General features: G+C 47.4%; 22 protein-coding genes. 6 read left to right on the top strand and 16 right to left on the bottom strand.

Going from position 1 to position 18,588, the window contains the following annotated elements:
- Positions 1-53: 53 nt before the first annotated feature.
- The 9 genes from waaZ to rfaQ form a co-directional block, all read right to left on the bottom strand.
- The gene (waaZ, locus tag J4617_RS15790; RefSeq protein ID WP_000536019.1) at positions 54-863 is read right to left on the bottom strand and encodes a 3-deoxy-D-manno-oct-2-ulosonate III transferase WaaZ; all 810 of its coding nucleotides are present in this window, start codon (positions 861-863) and stop codon (positions 54-56) included.
- 149 nt (positions 864-1,012) lie between these two features.
- Entirely contained in the window at positions 1,013-1,711 is a 699-nt protein-coding gene (gene rfaY, locus J4617_RS15785; RefSeq protein ID WP_000582811.1) for a lipopolysaccharide core heptose(II) kinase RfaY, read from the bottom strand.
- 22 nt (positions 1,712-1,733) lie between these two features.
- Positions 1,734-2,747 (bottom strand): lipopolysaccharide 1,2-glucosyltransferase RfaJ, encoded by a 1,014-nt coding sequence (rfaJ, locus tag J4617_RS15780; protein WP_000376874.1) that lies wholly within the window; start codon positions 2,745-2,747, stop codon positions 1,734-1,736.
- A gap of 17 nt (positions 2,748-2,764) precedes the next feature.
- Positions 2,765-3,778 (bottom strand): lipopolysaccharide 3-alpha-galactosyltransferase, encoded by a 1,014-nt coding sequence (gene waaO / locus J4617_RS15775; protein WP_020838486.1) that lies wholly within the window; start codon positions 3,776-3,778, stop codon positions 2,765-2,767.
- Between the two features lie 5 nt (positions 3,779-3,783).
- Positions 3,784-4,863, bottom strand: coding sequence for a lipopolysaccharide 1,6-galactosyltransferase (waaB, locus tag J4617_RS15770; RefSeq protein ID WP_000683978.1), 1,080 nt, complete (start codon positions 4,861-4,863; stop codon positions 3,784-3,786).
- A gap of 69 nt (positions 4,864-4,932) precedes the next feature.
- Positions 4,933-5,142: a membrane protein gene (locus J4617_RS15765; protein WP_001280104.1), complete on the bottom strand. Its 210-nt coding sequence runs from the start codon at positions 5,140-5,142 to the stop codon at positions 4,933-4,935.
- Between the two features lie 55 nt (positions 5,143-5,197).
- On the bottom strand, positions 5,198-5,995 hold the full coding sequence (rfaP, locus tag J4617_RS15760) for a lipopolysaccharide core heptose(I) kinase RfaP (protein WP_000229830.1): 798 nt from the start codon (positions 5,993-5,995) through the stop codon (positions 5,198-5,200).
- Positions 5,988-7,112: a glycosyltransferase family 4 protein gene (locus tag J4617_RS15755; protein ID WP_001261585.1), complete on the bottom strand. Its 1,125-nt coding sequence runs from the start codon at positions 7,110-7,112 to the stop codon at positions 5,988-5,990. The genes rfaP and J4617_RS15755 overlap by 8 nt, the downstream gene beginning before the upstream one ends.
- Complete coding sequence (rfaQ, locus tag J4617_RS15750) at positions 7,109-8,179, bottom strand: lipopolysaccharide core heptosyltransferase RfaQ (protein WP_001521713.1); 1,071 nt, start codon at positions 8,177-8,179, stop codon at positions 7,109-7,111. Before rfaQ ends, J4617_RS15755 begins: the two co-directional genes overlap by 4 nt.
- 408 nt (positions 8,180-8,587) lie before the next feature.
- Between rfaQ and waaA the strand changes: the two genes are divergently transcribed.
- Both waaA and coaD read left to right on the top strand, forming a co-directional pair.
- Entirely contained in the window at positions 8,588-9,865 is a 1,278-nt protein-coding gene (gene waaA, locus J4617_RS15745; protein WP_000891583.1) for a lipid IV(A) 3-deoxy-D-manno-octulosonic acid transferase, read from the top strand.
- 8 nt (positions 9,866-9,873) lie between these two features.
- The gene (coaD, locus tag J4617_RS15740; protein WP_001171884.1) at positions 9,874-10,353 is read left to right on the top strand and encodes a pantetheine-phosphate adenylyltransferase; all 480 of its coding nucleotides are present in this window, start codon (positions 9,874-9,876) and stop codon (positions 10,351-10,353) included.
- A gap of 27 nt (positions 10,354-10,380) precedes the next feature.
- Here the strand turns inward: coaD and mutM are convergent, their stop codons facing one another.
- The 4 genes from mutM to radC form a co-directional block, all read right to left on the bottom strand.
- Positions 10,381-11,190 carry a bifunctional DNA-formamidopyrimidine glycosylase/DNA-(apurinic or apyrimidinic site) lyase gene (gene mutM / locus J4617_RS15735; RefSeq protein WP_001114507.1) on the bottom strand — a complete coding sequence of 270 codons (810 nt, stop codon included), beginning with the start codon at positions 11,188-11,190 and terminating at the stop codon, positions 10,381-10,383.
- A 97-nt stretch (positions 11,191-11,287) separates the two neighbouring features.
- Positions 11,288-11,455, bottom strand: a complete 168-nt coding sequence (rpmG, locus tag J4617_RS15730) for a 50S ribosomal protein L33 (RefSeq protein WP_001051798.1) — start codon at positions 11,453-11,455, stop codon at positions 11,288-11,290.
- 20 nt (positions 11,456-11,475) lie between these two features.
- Positions 11,476-11,712 (bottom strand): 50S ribosomal protein L28, encoded by a 237-nt coding sequence (gene rpmB / locus J4617_RS15725; RefSeq protein ID WP_001519051.1) that lies wholly within the window; start codon positions 11,710-11,712, stop codon positions 11,476-11,478.
- A 217-nt stretch (positions 11,713-11,929) separates the two neighbouring features.
- Positions 11,930-12,595 carry a DNA repair protein RadC gene (gene radC / locus J4617_RS15720; RefSeq protein ID WP_000380129.1) on the bottom strand — a complete coding sequence of 222 codons (666 nt, stop codon included), beginning with the start codon at positions 12,593-12,595 and terminating at the stop codon, positions 11,930-11,932.
- Positions 12,596-12,770: 175 nt separating this feature from the next.
- Here radC and coaBC point away from each other — a divergent pair, with 175 nt between their 5' ends.
- The 3 genes from coaBC to slmA all read left to right on the top strand — a co-directional run bounded on the left by coaBC (position 12,771) and on the right by slmA (position 15,131).
- Positions 12,771-13,991 carry a bifunctional phosphopantothenoylcysteine decarboxylase/phosphopantothenate--cysteine ligase CoaBC gene (coaBC, locus tag J4617_RS15715; protein ID WP_000050179.1) on the top strand — a complete coding sequence of 407 codons (1,221 nt, stop codon included), beginning with the start codon at positions 12,771-12,773 and terminating at the stop codon, positions 13,989-13,991.
- Positions 13,969-14,427 (top strand): dUTP diphosphatase, encoded by a 459-nt coding sequence (gene dut, locus J4617_RS15710; protein WP_000976078.1) that lies wholly within the window; start codon positions 13,969-13,971, stop codon positions 14,425-14,427. The genes coaBC and dut overlap by 23 nt, the downstream gene beginning before the upstream one ends.
- Positions 14,428-14,534: 107 nt before the next feature.
- Entirely contained in the window at positions 14,535-15,131 is a 597-nt protein-coding gene (gene slmA / locus J4617_RS15705) for a nucleoid occlusion factor SlmA (protein WP_000818607.1), read from the top strand.
- Between the two features lie 77 nt (positions 15,132-15,208).
- Here slmA and pyrE read toward each other — a convergent pair whose 3' ends face one another.
- Together pyrE and rph are read right to left on the bottom strand one after the other, a co-directional pair.
- Complete coding sequence (pyrE, locus tag J4617_RS15700) at positions 15,209-15,850, bottom strand: orotate phosphoribosyltransferase (protein WP_000806167.1); 642 nt, start codon at positions 15,848-15,850, stop codon at positions 15,209-15,211.
- 78 nt (positions 15,851-15,928) lie between these two features.
- Positions 15,929-16,645, bottom strand: a complete 717-nt coding sequence (gene rph / locus J4617_RS15695) for a ribonuclease PH (protein ID WP_001247078.1) — start codon at positions 16,643-16,645, stop codon at positions 15,929-15,931.
- Between the two features lie 125 nt (positions 16,646-16,770).
- On the opposite strand from rph, the gene J4617_RS15690 reads away from it, so the two are divergent.
- The gene (locus tag J4617_RS15690) at positions 16,771-17,634 is read left to right on the top strand and encodes a YicC/YloC family endoribonuclease (protein WP_000621352.1); all 864 of its coding nucleotides are present in this window, start codon (positions 16,771-16,773) and stop codon (positions 17,632-17,634) included.
- Between the two features lie 49 nt (positions 17,635-17,683).
- Here J4617_RS15690 and J4617_RS15685 read toward each other — a convergent pair whose 3' ends face one another.
- A complete protein-coding gene (locus J4617_RS15685; RefSeq protein WP_001050866.1) occupies positions 17,684-18,586 on the bottom strand; it encodes a LysR family transcriptional regulator in 903 nt (300 codons plus the stop codon).
- Between the last annotated feature and the right edge of the window lie 2 nt (positions 18,587-18,588).

Genomic DNA, 18,588 nt, shown 5'->3' with positions numbered 1-18,588 from the left:
ATAGAAAAAGAAATGCGTGCCGAAGCAACGCAAAATAATGATTTATCTAGTGTCTAGACAATTTTATCGTAATATATTTCATCCTCAAGTTCCGAGGCTGTAATATATGGAATAACATCGTAATGAATTGCAGTATCATCTGATAAATTAAAGATATTTAAATCACTCACATTTTTTCTCATAAAAGTAAAAAATGGCAGTATTTTAAACAAGTCTTTACTAAGCTCAGATGGCATAGGGCTGGTAGATTCGTCATAGAAACGTGGGCAACTCCCTGTTAAGTCAAGCCCAGAACATATAATACGACCATACTTAAGGGAATAGGCAACTTGAATAGCGGTATAAGCAATAGTATGGCAAGAGCAATACCCGATGCTGATATCCTTGCAAAATCCAGCCAGTCGCCCTCTTTTCGAAAGAGGAACTGAAATAAGTAATGCTTTATGAACCCGCTTGAGGATATTAAATTTAATTTTCTTTAAAAAGCCCCCTTTTTCTCGGCGATAAAAGGAGCGAATAATTAAACAGTTTTCTTCAATATATTTTTGATCATCCACTGAAGCCTGTTCGTACACATCAAGATTGACGATAGTAAACTGACTGTTACGGCTAAAGTTATAAAAATCTTCGCGCCGGCGATGGAGGAAGCGAACATCCGTCAGAAGGTACAAAAATGGCTTGACGTTATTGTTTAGCAAATATTGAACAGAACCATTGACTGCAATGACATCTTTCATTCGTAACAAGGACAGCGGCGTCTTTCTGGACGTAGGACCAGAAAGAAAAATAATACAATCTTCAGCCGTTCTTTTCGCAATAAGTTGCAGAACATCGGCGTGAGTTATGAAGTTAACGCTGCCCATAAAAAACTCGTATGTTTATCATGCAACCTATAAATAAATGTTATATTCAATAACTAATATTACATCTCAAATTCTCTCAAGTATGTCATAACGCTGCAGCAAATAAAAGTCAGTCAGCCCCTTAAATTAAACCAAACGTGCTACATTGATCAGCGCTTTTCCTTACCCTTAATACGACGCAAGAAATTTCGAAGTTTTTTCTTATAAATCAATAAGTAAAATCCGATATCTCTCACATTATTTTTGATACCATAATGTCTTTCTAAATCAATACGATCCTTTGCTTTTCGTTGTCTGGAAGGTCTTTTTCCGGACAAATCGATAATTCTGATCTCATTGCCTTGCAGGATAAAGTTACCTTTATGGGGATCGCCCGAAACCATACCATGTTGATGCAGAGAATATATCGACTGTTTGATTTTCCCTCTCACCTCGTCAGAAATTTCTGGCATATCAACAAGTTCAATACCTTCAATATACTCAATTATCATCACGTATGTTTTTACATAGCGTAATGTTTTAATTTCCGCCAGCAGGTAAAAATCATTAAGCGCCGCAAACCCTTCACGCCGCACACGATCTGTCTGATGAAAAAGCTTTTCGTAGTAATCCCCTTTTACTAACGATTTAAAAAAGCGTTCAGTATTTTTTACTTTTGGGCTAAATACTTTGAGAATATATTTTCCGTAGTCTGTATTAATCAATACAACTTTTGTATCTTCTATATTACGGAAGACTTTAATAACCTGATGATTATAAGATAGAAAATCTTTGAATATCCCAATGTATTTTTCACCGTCTTTTTTGACAAAGACGGTATAGTTTTTAATCTTTTTTTCAATAATCATAATGGAGATTTAGGGAGGGGAATTATTTGTGGAAAAGTTTACGATAAAGATATGCGCTTCCAGCCAGCAGGCCTTTAAAATAATGGCCCTGCACGAGAAGATGTTTATATCGCTTCTTAAATTCGACTATGGTACGCGCATCTTTTGCAGGAGAATCTTTCCAGGGCGAGTTCAGTCGTGCATTTTTATAATAGATAACTGAAGGATAATTTGCCCAGGCATGCCATGGTTTTGTAGCGCCCGTATAATGAATTAAAACAGTATTATCATTAATTATATTGCTATATTTTTTATGTGACTTATCTTTCAACTCACTTTTGATAGTATAAATGGTATTATACGGTCGCGGTAGAAAAATGACTTTGTCCTGTAGGAGAATATTCAAAACATCCTGATCGGGATATTTAAAAGAGTCAGCTTCTTTACCTGCCAGAAGTAAAAATGCCTTTTCAGTTAAGGCATTCTCTTTCCATAATTTCAGGTTAACAAAAACCACGCCGGAGTTAAAATAACCACCTTGTAAATTAAATGCTCTTAATCTCTCATTTACCTTATTCTGGATGGAATCAACATCTTTTACGACCGCAGCAATCTTCTCTGTCAAATCAAGTTGTAGAAGATCTTGCAAAGATCCTTTGCATACAACATCGGCATCCAAATAAAGTAAGGTGTTTACCTTCTTGCTGAGATAATCGAAAGCAAATAAACGAAAATACATTGCTCTCGACCATACTTTAGTTTGAGGCAATACTTCAAGGCTTTCTACTTTAATAAGATAAAGAGAAATTTTTATGTGATGCTGTACGGCTAAACGCTCTATATATTTTACAAAACACGGAGAGTATGAGTCACAAATAATGTGAAAAGCGAGCGGGATATTATTGTTTAATACAACTGAAGCGATTGATACCCCCACACCATCAAGATAGTTTTCATCAACACCATAAGAAATGTTTAATACGTTATCATCATTATTATTATTACTTTCATCAAAAACTTTATATTCAGCTATTTCTATCTCAGGAAATGAATCCATTACATCACCTATGGGTTTTATTCAAGAAGTTTACGTTTAAAGTAGGCTATATAGTAATTTATACCCGAAGTATAATGCTTCTGATTAAACATATGCTTTGCCGCATAACGTAACTGATGGCTAGTGACTGGATTTAAAAGTGCACAATGAGACCACGGTGAGTTGCTCTTAGCCTGTAAAAAATATTGTGACACAGGGTAAGCCCCCCAACTATGCCAGGGCTTCGTTGGTCCGATATAATGAACAAATACAGTCTCAGCATCGACTGGATTAATAACTGAATCTTTTAATTCATAGTTAAGACTAAATTGTGTATTAAATTTTTTATCAACAAAACGCGCTTTATTCACTAACAATATATTTAATACATCCTGATCAAGGTGCGTTATGCGCTGTACTACCTCTGGATCTTTTAGCATTTCAATCGCTTTCTTAGAGATATTTTCTGCGGTCCAAAGAGGTATGTTAATTAAAATAAAACCGGCATTAAAATAGCCAGAAACCAGCCCAGGCGTTGCCAGGCTAACCGAGCGCTTAGTCCACCATTCCAACTCGCCTTCAGCAACGACAGCCGCAATCTCATTTTCAGCAAAATTAAGATCAATAAGTTCCAGAATACTCCCCTTACATGCAATATCTGCATCCAGATAAAGTACTCTATCTGTTTTATCTGAAAAATAATCGGCGATAATGAATCTAAAGTATGTTGCATAGGTCCAGTTTTTGGTACTGGGTAGCGATTTTAAGCGCTCACAGTCGATTAGGTAAACAACAATCTGCGTAGCGTACTGTTTTGCTAATGCCTCAAATCGCTGCTGGTCTTCAGAGTCAAAGAAATCGGTAAAAACATGGAAAGCTAACGCCTTCTCTGGGTTAGCAAGGAGAACCGATGCAATAGAGACACCACAGCCAAAAAGAAAGTTTTTATCAATCCCATAAGCTATATTAAATTTATCAGCATCACTATGTTGTGCATAGTTATAATCTAAAGTCTGTTGAATGACTTCTTCTTCAAAATATTTTCTGCTCATAGTGATCACTTTTGTAATTTCGAGAATATCGCATTATTAAAATTTTTAAAATATAGCACATCGTAAAATCTCTCAATCGTGCCGGGAATAATATCATGCTGATATTTTACTTCACCAGAAATAACGCGATTAAGGTGCCCTACAAAATCATCTATAGCCCCCGGGGTGTAAAGCTCACCATTCAAACCGGGTTTAATCATATCGCGCGGACCAGACATACAATCAGAACTAATACACGGAATTCCATATGACATTGCTTCCAGCAGGGTCATAGGGAATCCCTCAAATGCAGAGGTAAGTAGTAACGCGGTGACATTTTTTATTTTTTGCTGTACAACTTGCCACGGCGCGCTTTGCCAACCGTACCAGATCACACGCTGCTCAATACCAAGCTCCCGACTATAGGACTGGCACTTTTCAAAATCTGAGCCATCACCAATAATATGTAACTGCCATTCCCCTGTCGTACGAGCTAAGCCATCAAATAAATCTTTAACTCTTTTCTGCCCTTCAAATTTAAGACGCCCTACATAGAGAAATACAGCGGGTTTATCGCGCTCAGGCGGCGGCACAATGATTGTTTTAATAGAGACAGGATTATAAACGACGCTAATATCTTGCGCTGAGATACCCCGTGCCATCATCTGTTCTTTAATACCACTACTGATGGCCAGATGATAATCCGCGTACGTTATACATTCTGCATGTTTTTTATGGTCGAGCGAAAAATGCGGCCACGAGAAAATAGTAAAATGTTTACCACTTTTCTTTCGTGCTTTATTGGCATAAAGACATGAGATGACATCAATACATATCACAATATCCGGTGACGTTTCTTTCAGCCACTGACTAAAATTATAAACATGCTTAGCTCGACGAAGAAAACTTAATTTTATATTTGAGAATGATTGCGCATATTTAATCTCTTTTAGCCATGCTTTATCCATTTTGTCATTACGACAAAAGAAAAACATTTCACAGTTGATCTTCGGAGAGCTATTTTCAAACGTATGGATAACGTTGCTAATAACGGTTTCCATCCCTCCAAAACCGGATACCGCTTCGCCAATAAAAGCTATTTTCATATATACTCCAGAGTTAAAACCTTAATCTAAAGACTTTAGATATTAAATAGCAAAAATAGTAATATAACCCTATAGAGTAATTTTTACCTGACATCTCTCTTTTGGCTTTAAGGCGTATTCAATATCTTTATTATTTTCGATAATGGAATATATTGCCACACCTCCTGGCATTATAAAACCATGATCAAAGCAAAGAGCAATGTCCAGTCTTCTTCCAAAAAAATCATCATGTTGAATTATGTTTTTTTGGTTTGAAATATAACTTTTAATGTCAGACATTCTGTCTATCCTTGTCTCACTCATAAATTACTCACTGAGTGCATAATTATTATAATTACAGATTTTTTCTTATTGTTCTTTCTTTAATTCGAGCGGCTTTAACATCTGCCTGATGAATCAACCCCGATTCTTTTTGCAAAATCTCTCGCAGGGGGAGAGAGAAATACTCACGCATAAACCGGAATATATCTCGCTGAGTCAGGCCAATATTCATTGAAGAAAAATAAAGCCCAATTAAATCTTTGTCACGCCAGCGAAGGGGAACGCGCTGGCGTATCTGCGCGCGATGCAGGTCGATTACGGAGATTTTTAAATCCTCTTCGCGACCAGTGAAAGGTAAATGCAGAAGAAAGTGGCAAATATAACAGTCGCGATGGTTAATTCCCCCGGCGTGCATTTTACGTACCATAGTCGCAACACGCTTAATGATCATCCACTTCACCTGCGCGTCCGGTGGATTAACAGCCCAGTCAGCACAGTAGTCTTCAAGGCTAATGGTAGGCGTTAAATCTTCGGTGATAATAAATGATGTTCTGGTTAGCGGGTTTACGCCTTTTTCACCAAAACCAACGCCGTGCATCGTATCAACGCCCAGCTCATGTAGACGATGAATAGCGTGCCATTCTCTGTCAGCGCCCAGAACAGGCATACGTAACGAAATCAGGTTCTTCACAATTTCTTTCAGCGAAGTGCCTTTATGCCACTTCAGGAAGTAGCTTTTACCGTCCAGCTCAAACCGCAATGTTCGACGCGTCTCCAGCTCTCTGAACACTTCGCCCTGTAACGTTTTCACTTCCTCAAAAGCATCTTTACCGCGCCATAGTGTGGTTAACGGCGCTTTCAGCTCAACCATCTAAATCACCTGTAATAATATCCGCGGCCTTCTCCGGTAAGCTGTATAAATCCTGGGTATCAGCATAATACCGCGCATTTTCAGCCCAGGCGTTGCGTAAGGAAGGCTGTGTCAGCGCTTTGAGTAAAACCTCATTTAACGCATCCTGGCGAAAAGGTTCCGTCATCGCTTCGCCACAGTTTGCATCCACAATATAATGTGCATAACCGCACACCGCGGTTGTCAGCACCGGCAAACCAGCAGTAATGGCTTCCAGCAAAACAATACCAGCAGCTTCCTGATAGGCTGGGTGCAGTAAAAGGTCGGCTGCCGCCATTAACTCCGCGATATCATTACGTCCGGAGAAAAAATGTACATTCGTGCCGACGCCGCTTCTTTCAGCCAGTGCTGCAAACTTCTTCGGCTTATCCTGCCCGACAACATAGAGCACCGTATTTTGCCGTAAAGATTCGGGTAGCGATGCCAGCGCTTCAATAGAGCGATCCACACCTTTACGGGTAAAGTCAGACCCTACTTGCAACAGTAATTTTTGCTGTTCTGAGATACCATTTTTCTGACGATAAATTTGACGACTGTTCGGGATCTGTTGGCTATATTTTCTGTCCGGGTAAATCCCCGGAGGAAGAATCTGGAAACGCTCCGCTTCAGTCTGATAATGTTTTTGGAAGTCAGCAATCTGCTTATTCGTCAGCATTAATAGTTGTGTCTGCTTGCCGTGTTCAAACGTGGCGCGTTCAAAAGCAGCATAATGCCGATAGCGTGATGTCAGGCGATAGAAAAAACCTTTTTCCTGTGCGACTTTTTCGGCGTAACACACGTCTGCGGCGTAATACACATCAAGGCCTGGCATCTTATTGAACCCAACCACCCGATCGACAGGATGGTCGCGCAAATGGTGTTGCACCCAGGCATAATATTCTGCGTTACGACCGTGGTTCGTCCGGGATTTAACCGGCACGCGGATTAATTCAAAGTTATCCGGGCATTCCCCTTCCCATGACTGAGTATAAACACGAACCTGATGCCCTCGCGCCGCCACGGTTTGGGCAATGCGCATAAAATCACGCTGCAGACCGCCAAAAGGAAAATATTTATATAAGCAAAAGGCAACTCTCATAGCAGGCTGTCCAAATCTATGGTGCGTGCCTCATGCGGCAGCATTTTTTCCGTCGCGGCGATAACATCTTCAGCCGGAATCACGGAAAGGTATTTTTTATTGCGATCAAGCTCATGCCGTTCAGGCATCGGCTGATAATTTCCTGCCCAAAACTGAATGATGTCGTCGGTCCAGGGACGCCAGAACACATGATCCGTCGCGCCGAAAAGGCAAATGACCGGCGTTTTGACTGCTGCGGCAATATGACCAGGGGCCGAATCAACACCGATAAAGAGATCCGCATGGTCAATCAACGCGCCCAATTCAGGAAAGCGAGTTTTACCCGCCAGACCAGTAACCGGTTTTGTCTCACAGCCGCGTGCAATAGCATCCACGCAGGCCATCTCGTCTGCGGCCGGGCCTGACGTCAGTACAACTTGATAACCGCGGCGCTGCACGGCATCAATAACCTGCGAGAATTTATCATTATCCCAGCACTTAAATAGCTGCCGTGCCGTAGGCTGAATAACAACATATTGTCGGGCCACACCAAGTTGTTTGAGCTGTTGTCGCATGTTTTCCCAATGTTCCGGGCGATAGCTCATGGTGGTTTCCGTGACATACTGTTTTAGCGCTAACGGCTTTAGCGCGGATAATGTGCGCTCAACAGCATGTTCTCCCGCATAAGGTACTAAATGCGTAAAGCTTTTTTTCCATAAAGCAGACTGACGATTACCGAAATCCTGCGAGATTTTTATTTTTGCGTTTAAAAAACGCACAATAAGCGCCACGCTCCACTGATCGGTGAGATTGACGACCAGATCATACGAGTTAGCACGCAATTTTTTGATTAGCGATAGCGCGTTTTTGATCTTCTCTTTTGTTCCTGCGCCTTTGTTACTGATGCCGTAGAGTGCATTAATCTCCGGATTTTCCGACAATATCGGTATGGTGTTCTGGTAAAGAAGCACATCGATTTTTGCATCGGGATAATTCTGCTTCAGCGTACTGATGACAGGGGTGGTAAGTAACATGTCTCCATGAAAACGCATTTTTATAATCAGAATTCTTCGAAATGGCTTTTCCACAAGCGACTCTTTGGTTGAAATTGTCCGGATAAATAAGCAGAAAAAAGCACGCTACCGCCCCAGGCTTCACAGCAACCCGATGGCTAATACCGCACTCATTTTAGATGCGCTAGTGTAACACTTCTTTCGCAGCAATCCGATACGAATAATTTTTATACACAATCATTTTTTTAATCATAAATTCAAAGAGATATTAATTTATCCCTCTCTTTTGAATGGTCATTCCCATTGTCTGGGGCGACAAGGGCGGCAAATTTCAATGGATTGCGTAAAAATGCAAAAATAATGGGGTTCAGCGCCTGGAATCCTCGCTTCTGAGCCAATTTGGCGCAAAAATGGGAAAAGTAATGGTAAAGCCCAGGCTAAATACATAGAATCCCCAGCACATCCATAAGTCAGCTATTTACTATGCTCGAATTGCTTTACACCGCTCTTCTCTACCTTATTCAGCCTCTGATCTGGATACGGCTTTGGGTGCGTGGACGTAAAGCGCCGGCCTATCGTAAACGCTGGGGTGAACGCTACGGATTCTACCGCCGTCCGTTGAAACCGGGCGGAATCATGCTGCATTCCGTCTCGGTGGGCGAAACTCTGGCGGCCATCCCATTGGTCCGCGCTCTACGTCATCGCTATCCCGATCTGCCTATTACCGTAACGACCATGACGCCGACCGGCTCGGAGCGCGTCCAGTCCGCCTTTGGCAACGATGTTCAGCACGTTTACTTGCCTTATGATTTGCCCGATGCGCTCAATCGTTTCCTCAATAAGATTGATCCTAAGCTGGTATTGATCATGGAGACTGAGCTCTGGCCAAATCTGATTGCTGCGTTGCACAAACGTCATATTCCGCTGGTTATCGCTAATGCGCGGCTTTCCGCCCGCTCCGCCGCGGGTTATGCGAAGCTTGGCAAGTTTGTCCGTACGCTCTTGCGCCGTATCACCCTGATTGCCGCGCAAAACGAAGAAGATGGCGAACGCTTTGTGGCATTGGGCGCGAAGAACAATCAGGTCACGGTCACCGGCAGTCTGAAATTTGATATTTCAGTTACGCCACAACTGGCGGCTAAAGCCGTTACGCTACGTAGCCAGTGGGCGCCGCACCGTCCGGTCTGGATTGCCACCAGTACCCACGATGGCGAAGAGAGTATCGTTATCGCCGCTCACCAGGCGTTATTACATCAATTCCCGAATTTATTACTGATTCTGGTGCCCCGCCATCCGGAGCGTTTCCCGGATGCTATCAATCTTGTGCGTCAGGCAGGGTTAAGCTACATCACTCGCTCTTCGGGCGAAGTACCGTCCGCCAGCACCCAGGTCGTGGTAGGCGATACCATGGGCGAATTAATGTTGCTCTATGGCATTGCCGATCTCGCCTTTGTTGGTGGTTCGCTGGTTGAACGCGGCGGTCATAACCCGCTGGAGGCCGCCGCTCATGCGATTCCGGTACTGATGGGTCCGCATACCTTTAACTTTAAAGATATTTGCGCCCGTCTGGATCAGGCGAGCGGACTTATCACGATTACCGATGCGGCTACGCTGGCAAAAGAAGTTTCCTCTTTACTGACCGACGCTGATTATCGTAATTTCTACGGACGTCACGCAGTTGAAGTGCTGTATCAAAATCAGGGCGCGCTCCAGCGTCTGCTGCAACTGCTGGAACCTTATCTGCCACCGAAAACGCATTGAGGACTGTCATGCAAAAACGGGCGATTTATCCAGGTACGTTTGATCCGATTACTAACGGTCATCTCGATATTGTGACGCGCGCAACGCAGATGTTCGACCATGTCATTCTGGCCATCGCCGCCAGCCCCGGCAAGAAACCCATGTTCACCCTGGACGAACGTGTGGCGCTGGCGCAAAAAGCGACCGCACACCTGGGTAACGTAGAGGTGGTAGGCTTTAGCGACCTGATGGCCAATTTCGCCCGCGACAGACAGGCGAATATCCTGATTCGTGGTCTGCGCGCGGTGGCGGATTTTGAATATGAAATGCAGTTGGCGCATATGAATCGCCATCTGATGCCGCAACTGGAAAGCGTTTTCCTGATGCCGTCCAAAGAGTGGTCGTTTATTTCATCGTCGCTGGTCAAAGAAGTGGCGCGCCATCAGGGCGATGTGACCCACTTTCTGCCGGACAATGTGCATCAGGCGCTAATGGATAAGTTGAAATAAGTTTCCTACCTTGCCGGGCCTGGCATTTTACTTCTGACAGTGACGGCAATAGAACGTCGCGCGCTGTGCGTGTTTCGTTGCGACTATCGGCGTACCGCATACCCGACACGGCTCGCCTTTGCGCCCGTACACCTGCAACTCCTGGGCAAAATAGCCCGGCTTCCCATCGCTTTGCAGAAAATCCTTCAGCGTTGTCCCGCCTTGTTCAATAGAGCGCAGCAAAACGGCTTTAATCACCCGCGCCAGCAGGTCGCACTCCGCTGTCGAGAGTGACGACGCCAGGCGGTCAGGGTGAATACCAGCGGCAAACAGCGACTCGCTGGCGTAGATATTCCCCACGCCGACCACCAGCTTGTTATCCATCAGCCAGGGTTTAATCGCCGTCTTCTTCTTCGCGCATTTCTGCTGCAAATATTCGCCATTAAACTCATCGCTTAGCGGCTCCGGTCCCAGATGCGCCAGTACGTTATGCCCTTCCAGCTCTTTGGTCCATAACCAGGCGCCAAAGCGGCGAGGATCGGTATAACGTAGAATTTTGCCGTTGCTCATCACCAAATCGACATGGTCGTGCTTTTCCGCCGGCAGCGCTTCCGGCAGTATCCGCAAGCTTCCCGACATCCCCAGGTGAATAATTATCCAGCCGTCAGGCAGCTCCAGCAGTAGATATTTAGCACGACGCTGAACGCTAAGGACGGGTGTATCGCTCAGACGATAAATTTCATCTGAAACCGGCCAGCGCAGACGGCCGTTACGGATATGGGCGTGCAGGATAGTAGCGCCAACTAAATGGGGTTCAATACCCCGGCGGCTGGTTTCAACTTCGGGTAATTCAGGCATAACGTCTCCGGCTGTGTGGCAGGTCTCATTAATATGGGGACGGCCAGAAAACAAAAAACCCCGCCGAAGCGAGGTTTTTGTTACATCAAAGCGAGAATTATTTGATTTTCGCTTCTTTGTAGATCACGTGCTGACGGACAACTGGATCGAATTTTTTCAGTTCCAGTTTTTCCGGCTTAGTACGTTTGTTCTTCGTCGTGGTATAGAAGTGACCAGTACCAGCAGAAGAAACCAGCTTGATTTTCTCACGAATACCTTTAGCCATGATTTATTTCCTCTTAGTACTTAGTACTTTTCGCCACGGGCACGCAGTTCAGACAGAACTGTTTCGATGCCTTTTTTATCGATGATACGCATACCTTTAGCAGATACACGCAGGGTGACAAAACGCTTCTCGCTCTCAACCCAGAAACGGTGAGAGTGCAGGTTAGGCAGGAAACGGCGTTTAGTCGCGTTCAGTGCGTGGGAACGGTTGTTACCGGTCACCGGACGCTTGCCAGTAACTTGGCAGACTCGGGACATGTCTATTCTCCAAAAATCAAATTAGCTCGAGCTTCGTATGGGGTATCGGCGCCTCGTCAGGCTTTACAGCCTGGTCATCGCGCAGTTCTATTGAACTCTCGATTGCCAGGCCCAAATGCCAAACCCGAGATTCTCAAAGGTGGCGTAGTATACGCTGACCCGGCGATATGCTCAAGTCCCGAACAGACAAAGATCCCGATGGATCGCGCAAAGAATCTTAAATCCAGCCGCGTTCGGCAAAAGAAACGTACTCTCCGCGCCCAATTATCAGGTGATCGAGCACCCGGATATCCATAAACTGGCAACACTTTATCACGCGCTCAGTGATAAGTTTATCTGCTTTACTTGGCTCTGCGCAGCCTGAAGGGTGGTTATGCGCCAGAATGACCGCTGAAGCATTGAGTTTAATCGCTTCCCGAACAATCTCACGCGGATGCACCTCTACGTGGTTAAGCGTGCCGGAAAACAGGCGGCTGTGCTGAAGCACCCGGTGCTGGGCATCAAGGAAGATCACCAGAAAGATCTCACGCTCTTCGCCCGTCAGTTGGCTTTGCAGAAATTCCCGCGTCATTTCCGGACTCAGCAACGCACTTTCCTCATTCATGCGCACGCTGTAATAGCGCCTTGCCAGCTCAGCAATGCCTTTCAACTGCGCGAATTTCGCCAGGCCGATGCCGTTTACGCCGCGAAACTGCGCAAAGTCCGCCGACAGCAGGCCATACAGCGACCCAAAGTGCTGCAATATCTCTTTTGCCAACGTCATAACATCTTTTCCCGGCGTGCCGGTACGTAAAAAAAGCGCCAGCAACTCCACGTCGCTGAGGGAAGCAATGCCGGATCTGAGCATTTTTTCACGCGGTAATAATTCGTCCAACGTATCCATACGCGCACCTCCTTTTTTAAGGAAGCGGCATAGTGGCACAGCCTTTGGGAGAGATCGACGCCCCGATTTTGTTCTTGCGTAGCGCCTCGCAAAGTGGAGCGCAGGCAAAGACACGACGCCGTAGAGATTGTGATAAAATAGCCGCCTTTCAAAGTCACCCAACAGGAAAGACATGATGAGCCTGGCCGGTAAAAAAATTGTTCTCGGCGTTAGCGGCGGTATCGCTGCGTATAAAACGCCGGAACTGGTGCGCCGTTTACGTGAGCGCGGCGCTGACGTGCGCGTGGCAATGACCGAGGCGGCAAAAGCCTTTATTACCCCCCTGAGCTTACAGGCAGTGTCGGGTTATCCCGTATCCGACAGTCTGCTTGACCCTGCCGCCGAAGCCGCGATGGGGCATATCGAGTTGGGGAAATGGGCCAACCTGGTGATTCTTGCCCCCGCGACCGCCGATCTGATCGCCCGTGTAGCATCGGGTATGGCTAATGATTTAGTCTCCACCATTTGCCTGGCGACGCCAGCCCCGGTGGCCGTGCTTCCGGCCATGAACCAACAGATGTACCGCGCTGCCGCCACGCAACATAATCTGGAGGTGCTCGCCTCTCGCGGCCTGTTCATTTGGGGGCCGGATAGCGGCAGTCAGGCGTGCGGCGACGTAGGCCCAGGCCGAATGCTGGACCCATTAGTTATCGTTGATAAGGCCGCCGCGCATTTCGCCGCCGTCAACGATCTGCGACATCTTAATATCATGATTACGGCAGGCCCGACGCGCGAACCGCTCGACCCGGTGCGTTATATTTCCAACCACAGCTCCGGTAAAATGGGCTTCGCTATTGCGGCGGCCGCCGCGCGTCGCGGCGCAAATGTCACGCTGGTCTCCGGTCCCGTTTCGTTACCGACGCCGCCTTTTGTAAAACGGGTTGATGTCATAACCGCGCTGGACATGGAAGCCGCTGTTCAGGCCGCCGTTCAACAGCAGCATATTTTCATTAGCTGCGCCGCCGTGGCTGACTATCGCGCAGAGACTATCGCCAGTGAAAAAATCAAAAAACAGGCGGCGCAAGGTGATGAATTACTAATAAAAATGGTCAAAAACCCGGACATTGTCGCCGGGGTGGCCGCACTCAGTGACAATCGCCCCTACGTTGTTGGGTTTGCCGCGGAAACGAATAATGTGGAAGAATACGCCCGGCAAAAACGTATCCGCAAGAACCTTGACCTGATTTGTGCAAATGATGTTTCTCTTTCAAATCAGGGATTTAATAGCGATAAAAACGCTTTACACCTTTTCTGGCAGGATGGAGATAAAGTCTTACCGCTTGAGCGAAAAGAACTCCTGGGCCAATTATTACTCGACGAGATCGTGACCCGTTATGATGAAAAAAATCGACGTTAAGATTCTGGACCCGCGTGTTGGTCAGCAGTTTCCGCTGCCGACTTATGCTACTTCTGGTTCTGCCGGGCTTGACCTGCGCGCCTGTCTCGACGACGCCGTAGAACTGGCGCCTGGCGCAACGACGTTGGTGCCTACCGGACTGGCCATTCATATCGCCGATCCATCACTGGCGGCAGTCATGTTGCCGCGTTCGGGCCTGGGCCATAAACATGGTATCGTGCTGGGCAACCTGGTCGGGCTGATTGATTCCGATTATCAGGGGCAACTGATGGTTTCGATCTGGAACCGTGGTCAGGACAGTTTTACCATTGAACCGGGCGAACGTATCGCGCAAATGGTGTTTGTTCCGGTCGTTCAGGCCGAATTTAATCTGGTGGAAGCATTTGACGCCACCGAACGTGGCGAGGGCGGCTTCGGTCATTCTGGCCGTAAGTAAATTTTACGCATCCCCATAACGTCATAATACTGCCGCAAGCGCTGAGTTTGCGGTTATAGCGTGGGTGCTCGCCTGGCAAGTGCTTATTTTCAGGGGTATTTTGTAACATGGCAGAAAAACAAACTGCGAAAAGGAATCGTCGCGAAGAAATACTTCAGTCACTGGCGCTGATGCTTGAATCCAGCGATGGAAGCCAACGCATCACGACGGCAAAACTGGCGGCCTCGGTCGGCGTTTCCGAAGCGGCGCTATACCGCCATTTTCCCAGCAAGACCCGCATGTTCGATAGCCTGATTGAGTTTATCGAAGATAGTCTGATTACCCGTATCAATCTGATTTTAAAAGATGAAAAAAACACCAGCACGCGTTTGCGCCTGATTGTGTTGCTGATTCTGGGTTTTGGCGAACGCAACCCTGGCCTGACGCGCATTCTTACCGGGCACGCGCTGATGTTTGAACAGGATCGCCTGCAGGGGCGCATTAATCAGCTTTTTGAACGCATCGAAGCGCAGCTCCGCCAGGTGCTACGAGAAAAAAGAATGCGTGAAGGCGAAGGCTACACGACGGATGAAAATCTGCTGGCAAGCCAGCTGTTAGCCTTCTGTGAAGGTATGCTTTCACGGTTCGTGCGTAGCGAATTTAAATACCGCCCAACGGACGATTTCGACGCCCGCTGGCCGCTCATTGCCGCTCAGCTACAGTAACGCTGACTGGATAGTGGCTCACGCCTTATCCAGGCGACAGAAACATAGGCCCGGTAAAGCGCCACCGGGCAATTCGCTTACACGCCAAATTCTTCCCGGTATGCTCGCACAGCCGCCAGATGCTCAGCCATATCAGGTTTTTCTTCCAGATAGGCAATCAGGTCTTTCAGCGTAATGATGGAGATAACCTTACAGCCATAGTCGCGCTCCACTTCCTGAATCGCGGAAATCTCGCCGCGGCCACGTTCCTGACGATCCAACGAAATCAGTACGCCAGCCAGCGTAGCCCCGTGCGCCTGAATAATCTCCATCGACTCGCGAATCGCCGTACCTGCGGTAATCACGTCATCCACCAGCATCACGCGGCCCTGTAGCGCGCTGCCCACCAGACTCCCGCCTTCGCCATGATCTTTTGCCTCTTTGCGGTTAAAGCAGTACGGCAGGTCTTTATCGTGATGTTCCGCCAGCGCAACCGCCGTCGTCGTCGCGATCGGAATACCTTTGTACGCGGGGCCAAACAGCAGATCAAATTCAATACCGGAATCCACCAGCGCTTCGGCATAAAAACGGCCTAACAACGCCAGGTCGCGCCCGGTATTAAACAGCCCGGCGTTGAAGAAATAGGGGCTTTTGCGCCCGGATTTCAGCGTAAACTCGCCAAACTTTAGTACCTGCTTGTTAAGCGCAAACTCAATAAACTGGCGCTGATACGGTTTCATGGATTCGCTCCTTTTCTTACTTTCATCATTTACGAAATTTACGGACAAAAAAAAGGCGACTTTTCAGTCGCCTTAAAATCAATTTTCTAACGCCGCCTTCTGCGTCGCCACAATGGATTCAATTCCCCCTCGGGCCAGCGCCAACAAAGTGAGAAGTTCTTCATGGCTGAACGGCTCGCCTTCCGCGGTACCCTGTACTTCAATAATGCGGCCGTCTTCAGTCATCACGACGTTCATGTCGGTTTCTGCGGCGGAATCTTCAACATATTCCAGATCGCAGATCGCTTCGCCGTTAACGATGCCTACGGAAACCGCCGCCACCATGCCTTTCATCGGGTTGGTTTTCAGCTTACCGTTGGCAACCAATTTATTCAGCGCATCCGCCAACGCCACGCAGGCGCCGGTAATAGACGCTGTACGCGTACCGCCATCGGCCTGGATTACATCGCAGTCCAGCGTAATGGTAAATTCGCCGAGCGTTTTCAGATCGACCGCCGCACGCAGCGCACGCGCGATCAAACGCTGAATTTCCATAGTACGGCCGCCCTGCTTACCCTTTGCTGCTTCACGCGCATTACGGGTATGGGTAGCGCGAGGCAACATGCCATACTCTGCGGTGATCCACCCCTGGCCTTGTCCTTTCAGAAAACGTGGGACGCCTTCTTCAATGGAGGCGGTGCACAACACTTTGGTATCTCCAAATTCGACCAGTACCGAGCCTTCAGCGTGTTTTGTATAGTTACGGGTCAGGGTTACGGGACGCACCTGATTAGCGCTACGGCCTGCTGGACGCATATTGAGATCTCCGGCTTAAAACGAATGTGGCTGCGCATTATACGGACTTCCGATGGTTATTCCTATCCTGACAAGGCATGGATAGCTATAATCCCCTCATCTCTCCTTTAAAAACGGGAACATCTATGATCCGCAGTATGACCGCCTACGCCCGGCGTGAAATCAAGGGTGAATGGGGTAGCGCGACCTGGGAAATGCGCTCGGTAAACCAGCGTTATCTGGAAACTTACTTTCGTCTGCCGGAACAGTTCCGTAGTCTTGAACCCGTCGTGCGCGAACGCATTCGTACACGCCTGACGCGCGGCAAAGTCGAATGTATGCTGCGTTTTGAACCCGATGCCAGCGCGCAAGGCGAGCTTATTCTGAATGAAAAGCTCGCGAAACAATTAGTTAGCGCCGCAAACTGGGTCAAAATGCAGAGCGACGAAGGGGAAATCAATCCGGTTGATATTTTACGCTGGCCAGGTGTCATGGCGGCGCAAGAGCAGGATCTGGACGCGATTGCCGCAGAAATTTTAGCCGCGCTGGACGGTACGCTGGATGACTTTATCGTCGCGCGCGAAACGGAAGGCCAGGCGCTGAAAGCTCTGATTGAACAACGTCTGGAAGGCGTCAGCGCCGAAGTAGCGAAAGTCCGCGCGCATATGCCGGAAATCCTGCAATGGCAGCGTGAGCGCCTGGTCGCGAAGCTGGAAGATGCTCAGGTTCAGTTGGAAAACAACCGTCTGGAGCAAGAGCTGGTGATGATGGCGCAGCGCATTGATGTGGCGGAAGAGCTGGATCGTCTGGAAGCGCACGTCAAAGAGACTTACAACATTCTGAAGAAAAAAGAGGCGGTAGGTCGCCGTCTGGACTTCATGATGCAAGAATTTAACCGTGAGTCGAACACCCTGGCCTCCAAATCCATCAACGCTGATGTAACTAACTCCGCTATTGAATTAAAAGTGTTGATCGAGCAAATGCGCGAGCAGATCCAGAATATTGAATAATTCTGGCGCTCAATATGTCACAGAGCCCGCCTTATGCGGGCTCTCGCGTTTATCGGTAGTACGTTTTTAATTTCCGGCGAATAGCGTCGATAAGGCGCCGCTTCCACTCTACCGTTGAAGCCCGATACTGCATAAAAATAGCGCCTTCCGCCTGCTCCCCGGCAAGCGGCAGGACAAAAAGACCGCGCTTATCGGATAAATTTTCATACCAGGGGCGCGGTACAATCGCCATTAGCGGCGCCGACTGGACAGCAGGCGCCAGTTGACTGTAATCATGACAAACAAACGCCAGCGGACGTTCAAACCCGGCACGAGCCTGCTGCCTGTCCAGTTCGTTGTTCTCTTTTGTCCACGGCAAACAGTAAATGTGTTGATAATGCTGTAGATCAGCAAAATTCAACGCTGTGGCATTCTCCAGACGTGAACGCAATGGCGCGCCATAAACCGCGATCAAACGCGTAGTCCCCACCCGCTCGTAATGCAGAGCGCTGACCTGCTTTTGATGGTCGCCAATTGCCAGCACCAAATCAACCGAGCTATCCAACAGTTCATCACGCCAGGGTCGGCGGGCAAAAGGAAGGCACTCGATCACCGCCTGATGAAGATGACCTTTCTCTGCGAGAACGGGCGTAAGCAGCGCGTTCAATGCGGGAGGAAGTACCACCCGGAAACAACGGGAGCCGTTCTCTTTATCGCCAAACAGCTCCTCATTAAGCGAAACAAATACAGGCGCCAATTTGTCACGCAGCGCCTGCGCATAAGGCGTAGCAATCTGGCGGTTCCCTTCCCGTCGAAACAACGGATCGTTTAGCGCATCGCGCAATCTCATTAGCGCATGACTTACCGCAGAAGGCGACAAAGCCAGCTTTTGCGCCGTTTTCCCCGTAGAGCTCGTCTCCAGCAGCACATAGAGTACTTTTAACAGGTTCATATCCATTTGCAGCAAGTTCATTA

The organism is Salmonella sp. 32010601201800023SM (assembly GCF_017572235.1).
Classification (GTDB): domain Bacteria; phylum Pseudomonadota; class Gammaproteobacteria; order Enterobacterales; family Enterobacteriaceae; genus Salmonella; species Salmonella enterica.
This window is presented reverse-complemented; position numbering and strand designations above follow the sequence as displayed.

What these genes read in the sequence shown, in the direction of transcription:
- rph (WP_001247078.1), bottom strand. Translation starts at nt 16,645, where the DNA reads ATGCGTCCAGCAGGCCGTAGCGCTAATCAGGTGCGTCCCGTAACCCTG.
- rfaJ (WP_000376874.1), bottom strand. Translation starts at nt 2,747, where the DNA reads ATGGATTCATTTCCTGAGATAGAAATAGCTGAATATAAAGTTTTTGAT.
- waaO (WP_020838486.1), bottom strand. Translation starts at nt 3,778, where the DNA reads ATGAGCAGAAAATATTTTGAAGAAGAAGTCATTCAACAGACTTTAGAT.
- coaD (WP_001171884.1), top strand. Translation starts at nt 9,874, where the DNA reads ATGCAAAAACGGGCGATTTATCCAGGTACGTTTGATCCGATTACTAAC.
- rpmG (WP_001051798.1), bottom strand. Translation starts at nt 11,455, where the DNA reads ATGGCTAAAGGTATTCGTGAGAAAATCAAGCTGGTTTCTTCTGCTGGT.
- J4617_RS15765 (WP_001280104.1), bottom strand. Translation starts at nt 5,142, where the DNA reads ATGTCTGACATTAAAAGTTATATTTCAAACCAAAAAAACATAATTCAA.
- rfaP (WP_000229830.1), bottom strand. Translation starts at nt 5,995, where the DNA reads ATGGTTGAGCTGAAAGCGCCGTTAACCACACTATGGCGCGGTAAAGAT.
- waaB (WP_000683978.1), bottom strand. Translation starts at nt 4,863, where the DNA reads ATGAAAATAGCTTTTATTGGCGAAGCGGTATCCGGTTTTGGAGGGATG.
- waaZ (WP_000536019.1), bottom strand. Translation starts at nt 863, where the DNA reads ATGGGCAGCGTTAACTTCATAACTCACGCCGATGTTCTGCAACTTATT.
- radC (WP_000380129.1), bottom strand. Translation starts at nt 12,595, where the DNA reads ATGGATACGTTGGACGAATTATTACCGCGTGAAAAAATGCTCAGATCC.
- J4617_RS15685 (WP_001050866.1), bottom strand. Translation starts at nt 18,586, where the DNA reads ATGAACTTGCTGCAAATGGATATGAACCTGTTAAAAGTACTCTATGTG.
- coaBC (WP_000050179.1), top strand. Translation starts at nt 12,771, where the DNA reads ATGAGCCTGGCCGGTAAAAAAATTGTTCTCGGCGTTAGCGGCGGTATC.
- waaA (WP_000891583.1), top strand. Translation starts at nt 8,588, where the DNA reads ATGCTCGAATTGCTTTACACCGCTCTTCTCTACCTTATTCAGCCTCTG.
- mutM (WP_001114507.1), bottom strand. Translation starts at nt 11,190, where the DNA reads ATGCCTGAATTACCCGAAGTTGAAACCAGCCGCCGGGGTATTGAACCC.
- dut (WP_000976078.1), top strand. Translation starts at nt 13,969, where the DNA reads ATGATGAAAAAAATCGACGTTAAGATTCTGGACCCGCGTGTTGGTCAG.
- J4617_RS15690 (WP_000621352.1), top strand. Translation starts at nt 16,771, where the DNA reads ATGATCCGCAGTATGACCGCCTACGCCCGGCGTGAAATCAAGGGTGAA.
- J4617_RS15755 (WP_001261585.1), bottom strand. Translation starts at nt 7,112, where the DNA reads ATGAGAGTTGCCTTTTGCTTATATAAATATTTTCCTTTTGGCGGTCTG.
- rfaY (WP_000582811.1), bottom strand. Translation starts at nt 1,711, where the DNA reads ATGATTATTGAAAAAAAGATTAAAAACTATACCGTCTTTGTCAAAAAA.
- slmA (WP_000818607.1), top strand. Translation starts at nt 14,535, where the DNA reads ATGGCAGAAAAACAAACTGCGAAAAGGAATCGTCGCGAAGAAATACTT.
- pyrE (WP_000806167.1), bottom strand. Translation starts at nt 15,850, where the DNA reads ATGAAACCGTATCAGCGCCAGTTTATTGAGTTTGCGCTTAACAAGCAG.
- rpmB (WP_001519051.1), bottom strand. Translation starts at nt 11,712, where the DNA reads ATGTCCCGAGTCTGCCAAGTTACTGGCAAGCGTCCGGTGACCGGTAAC.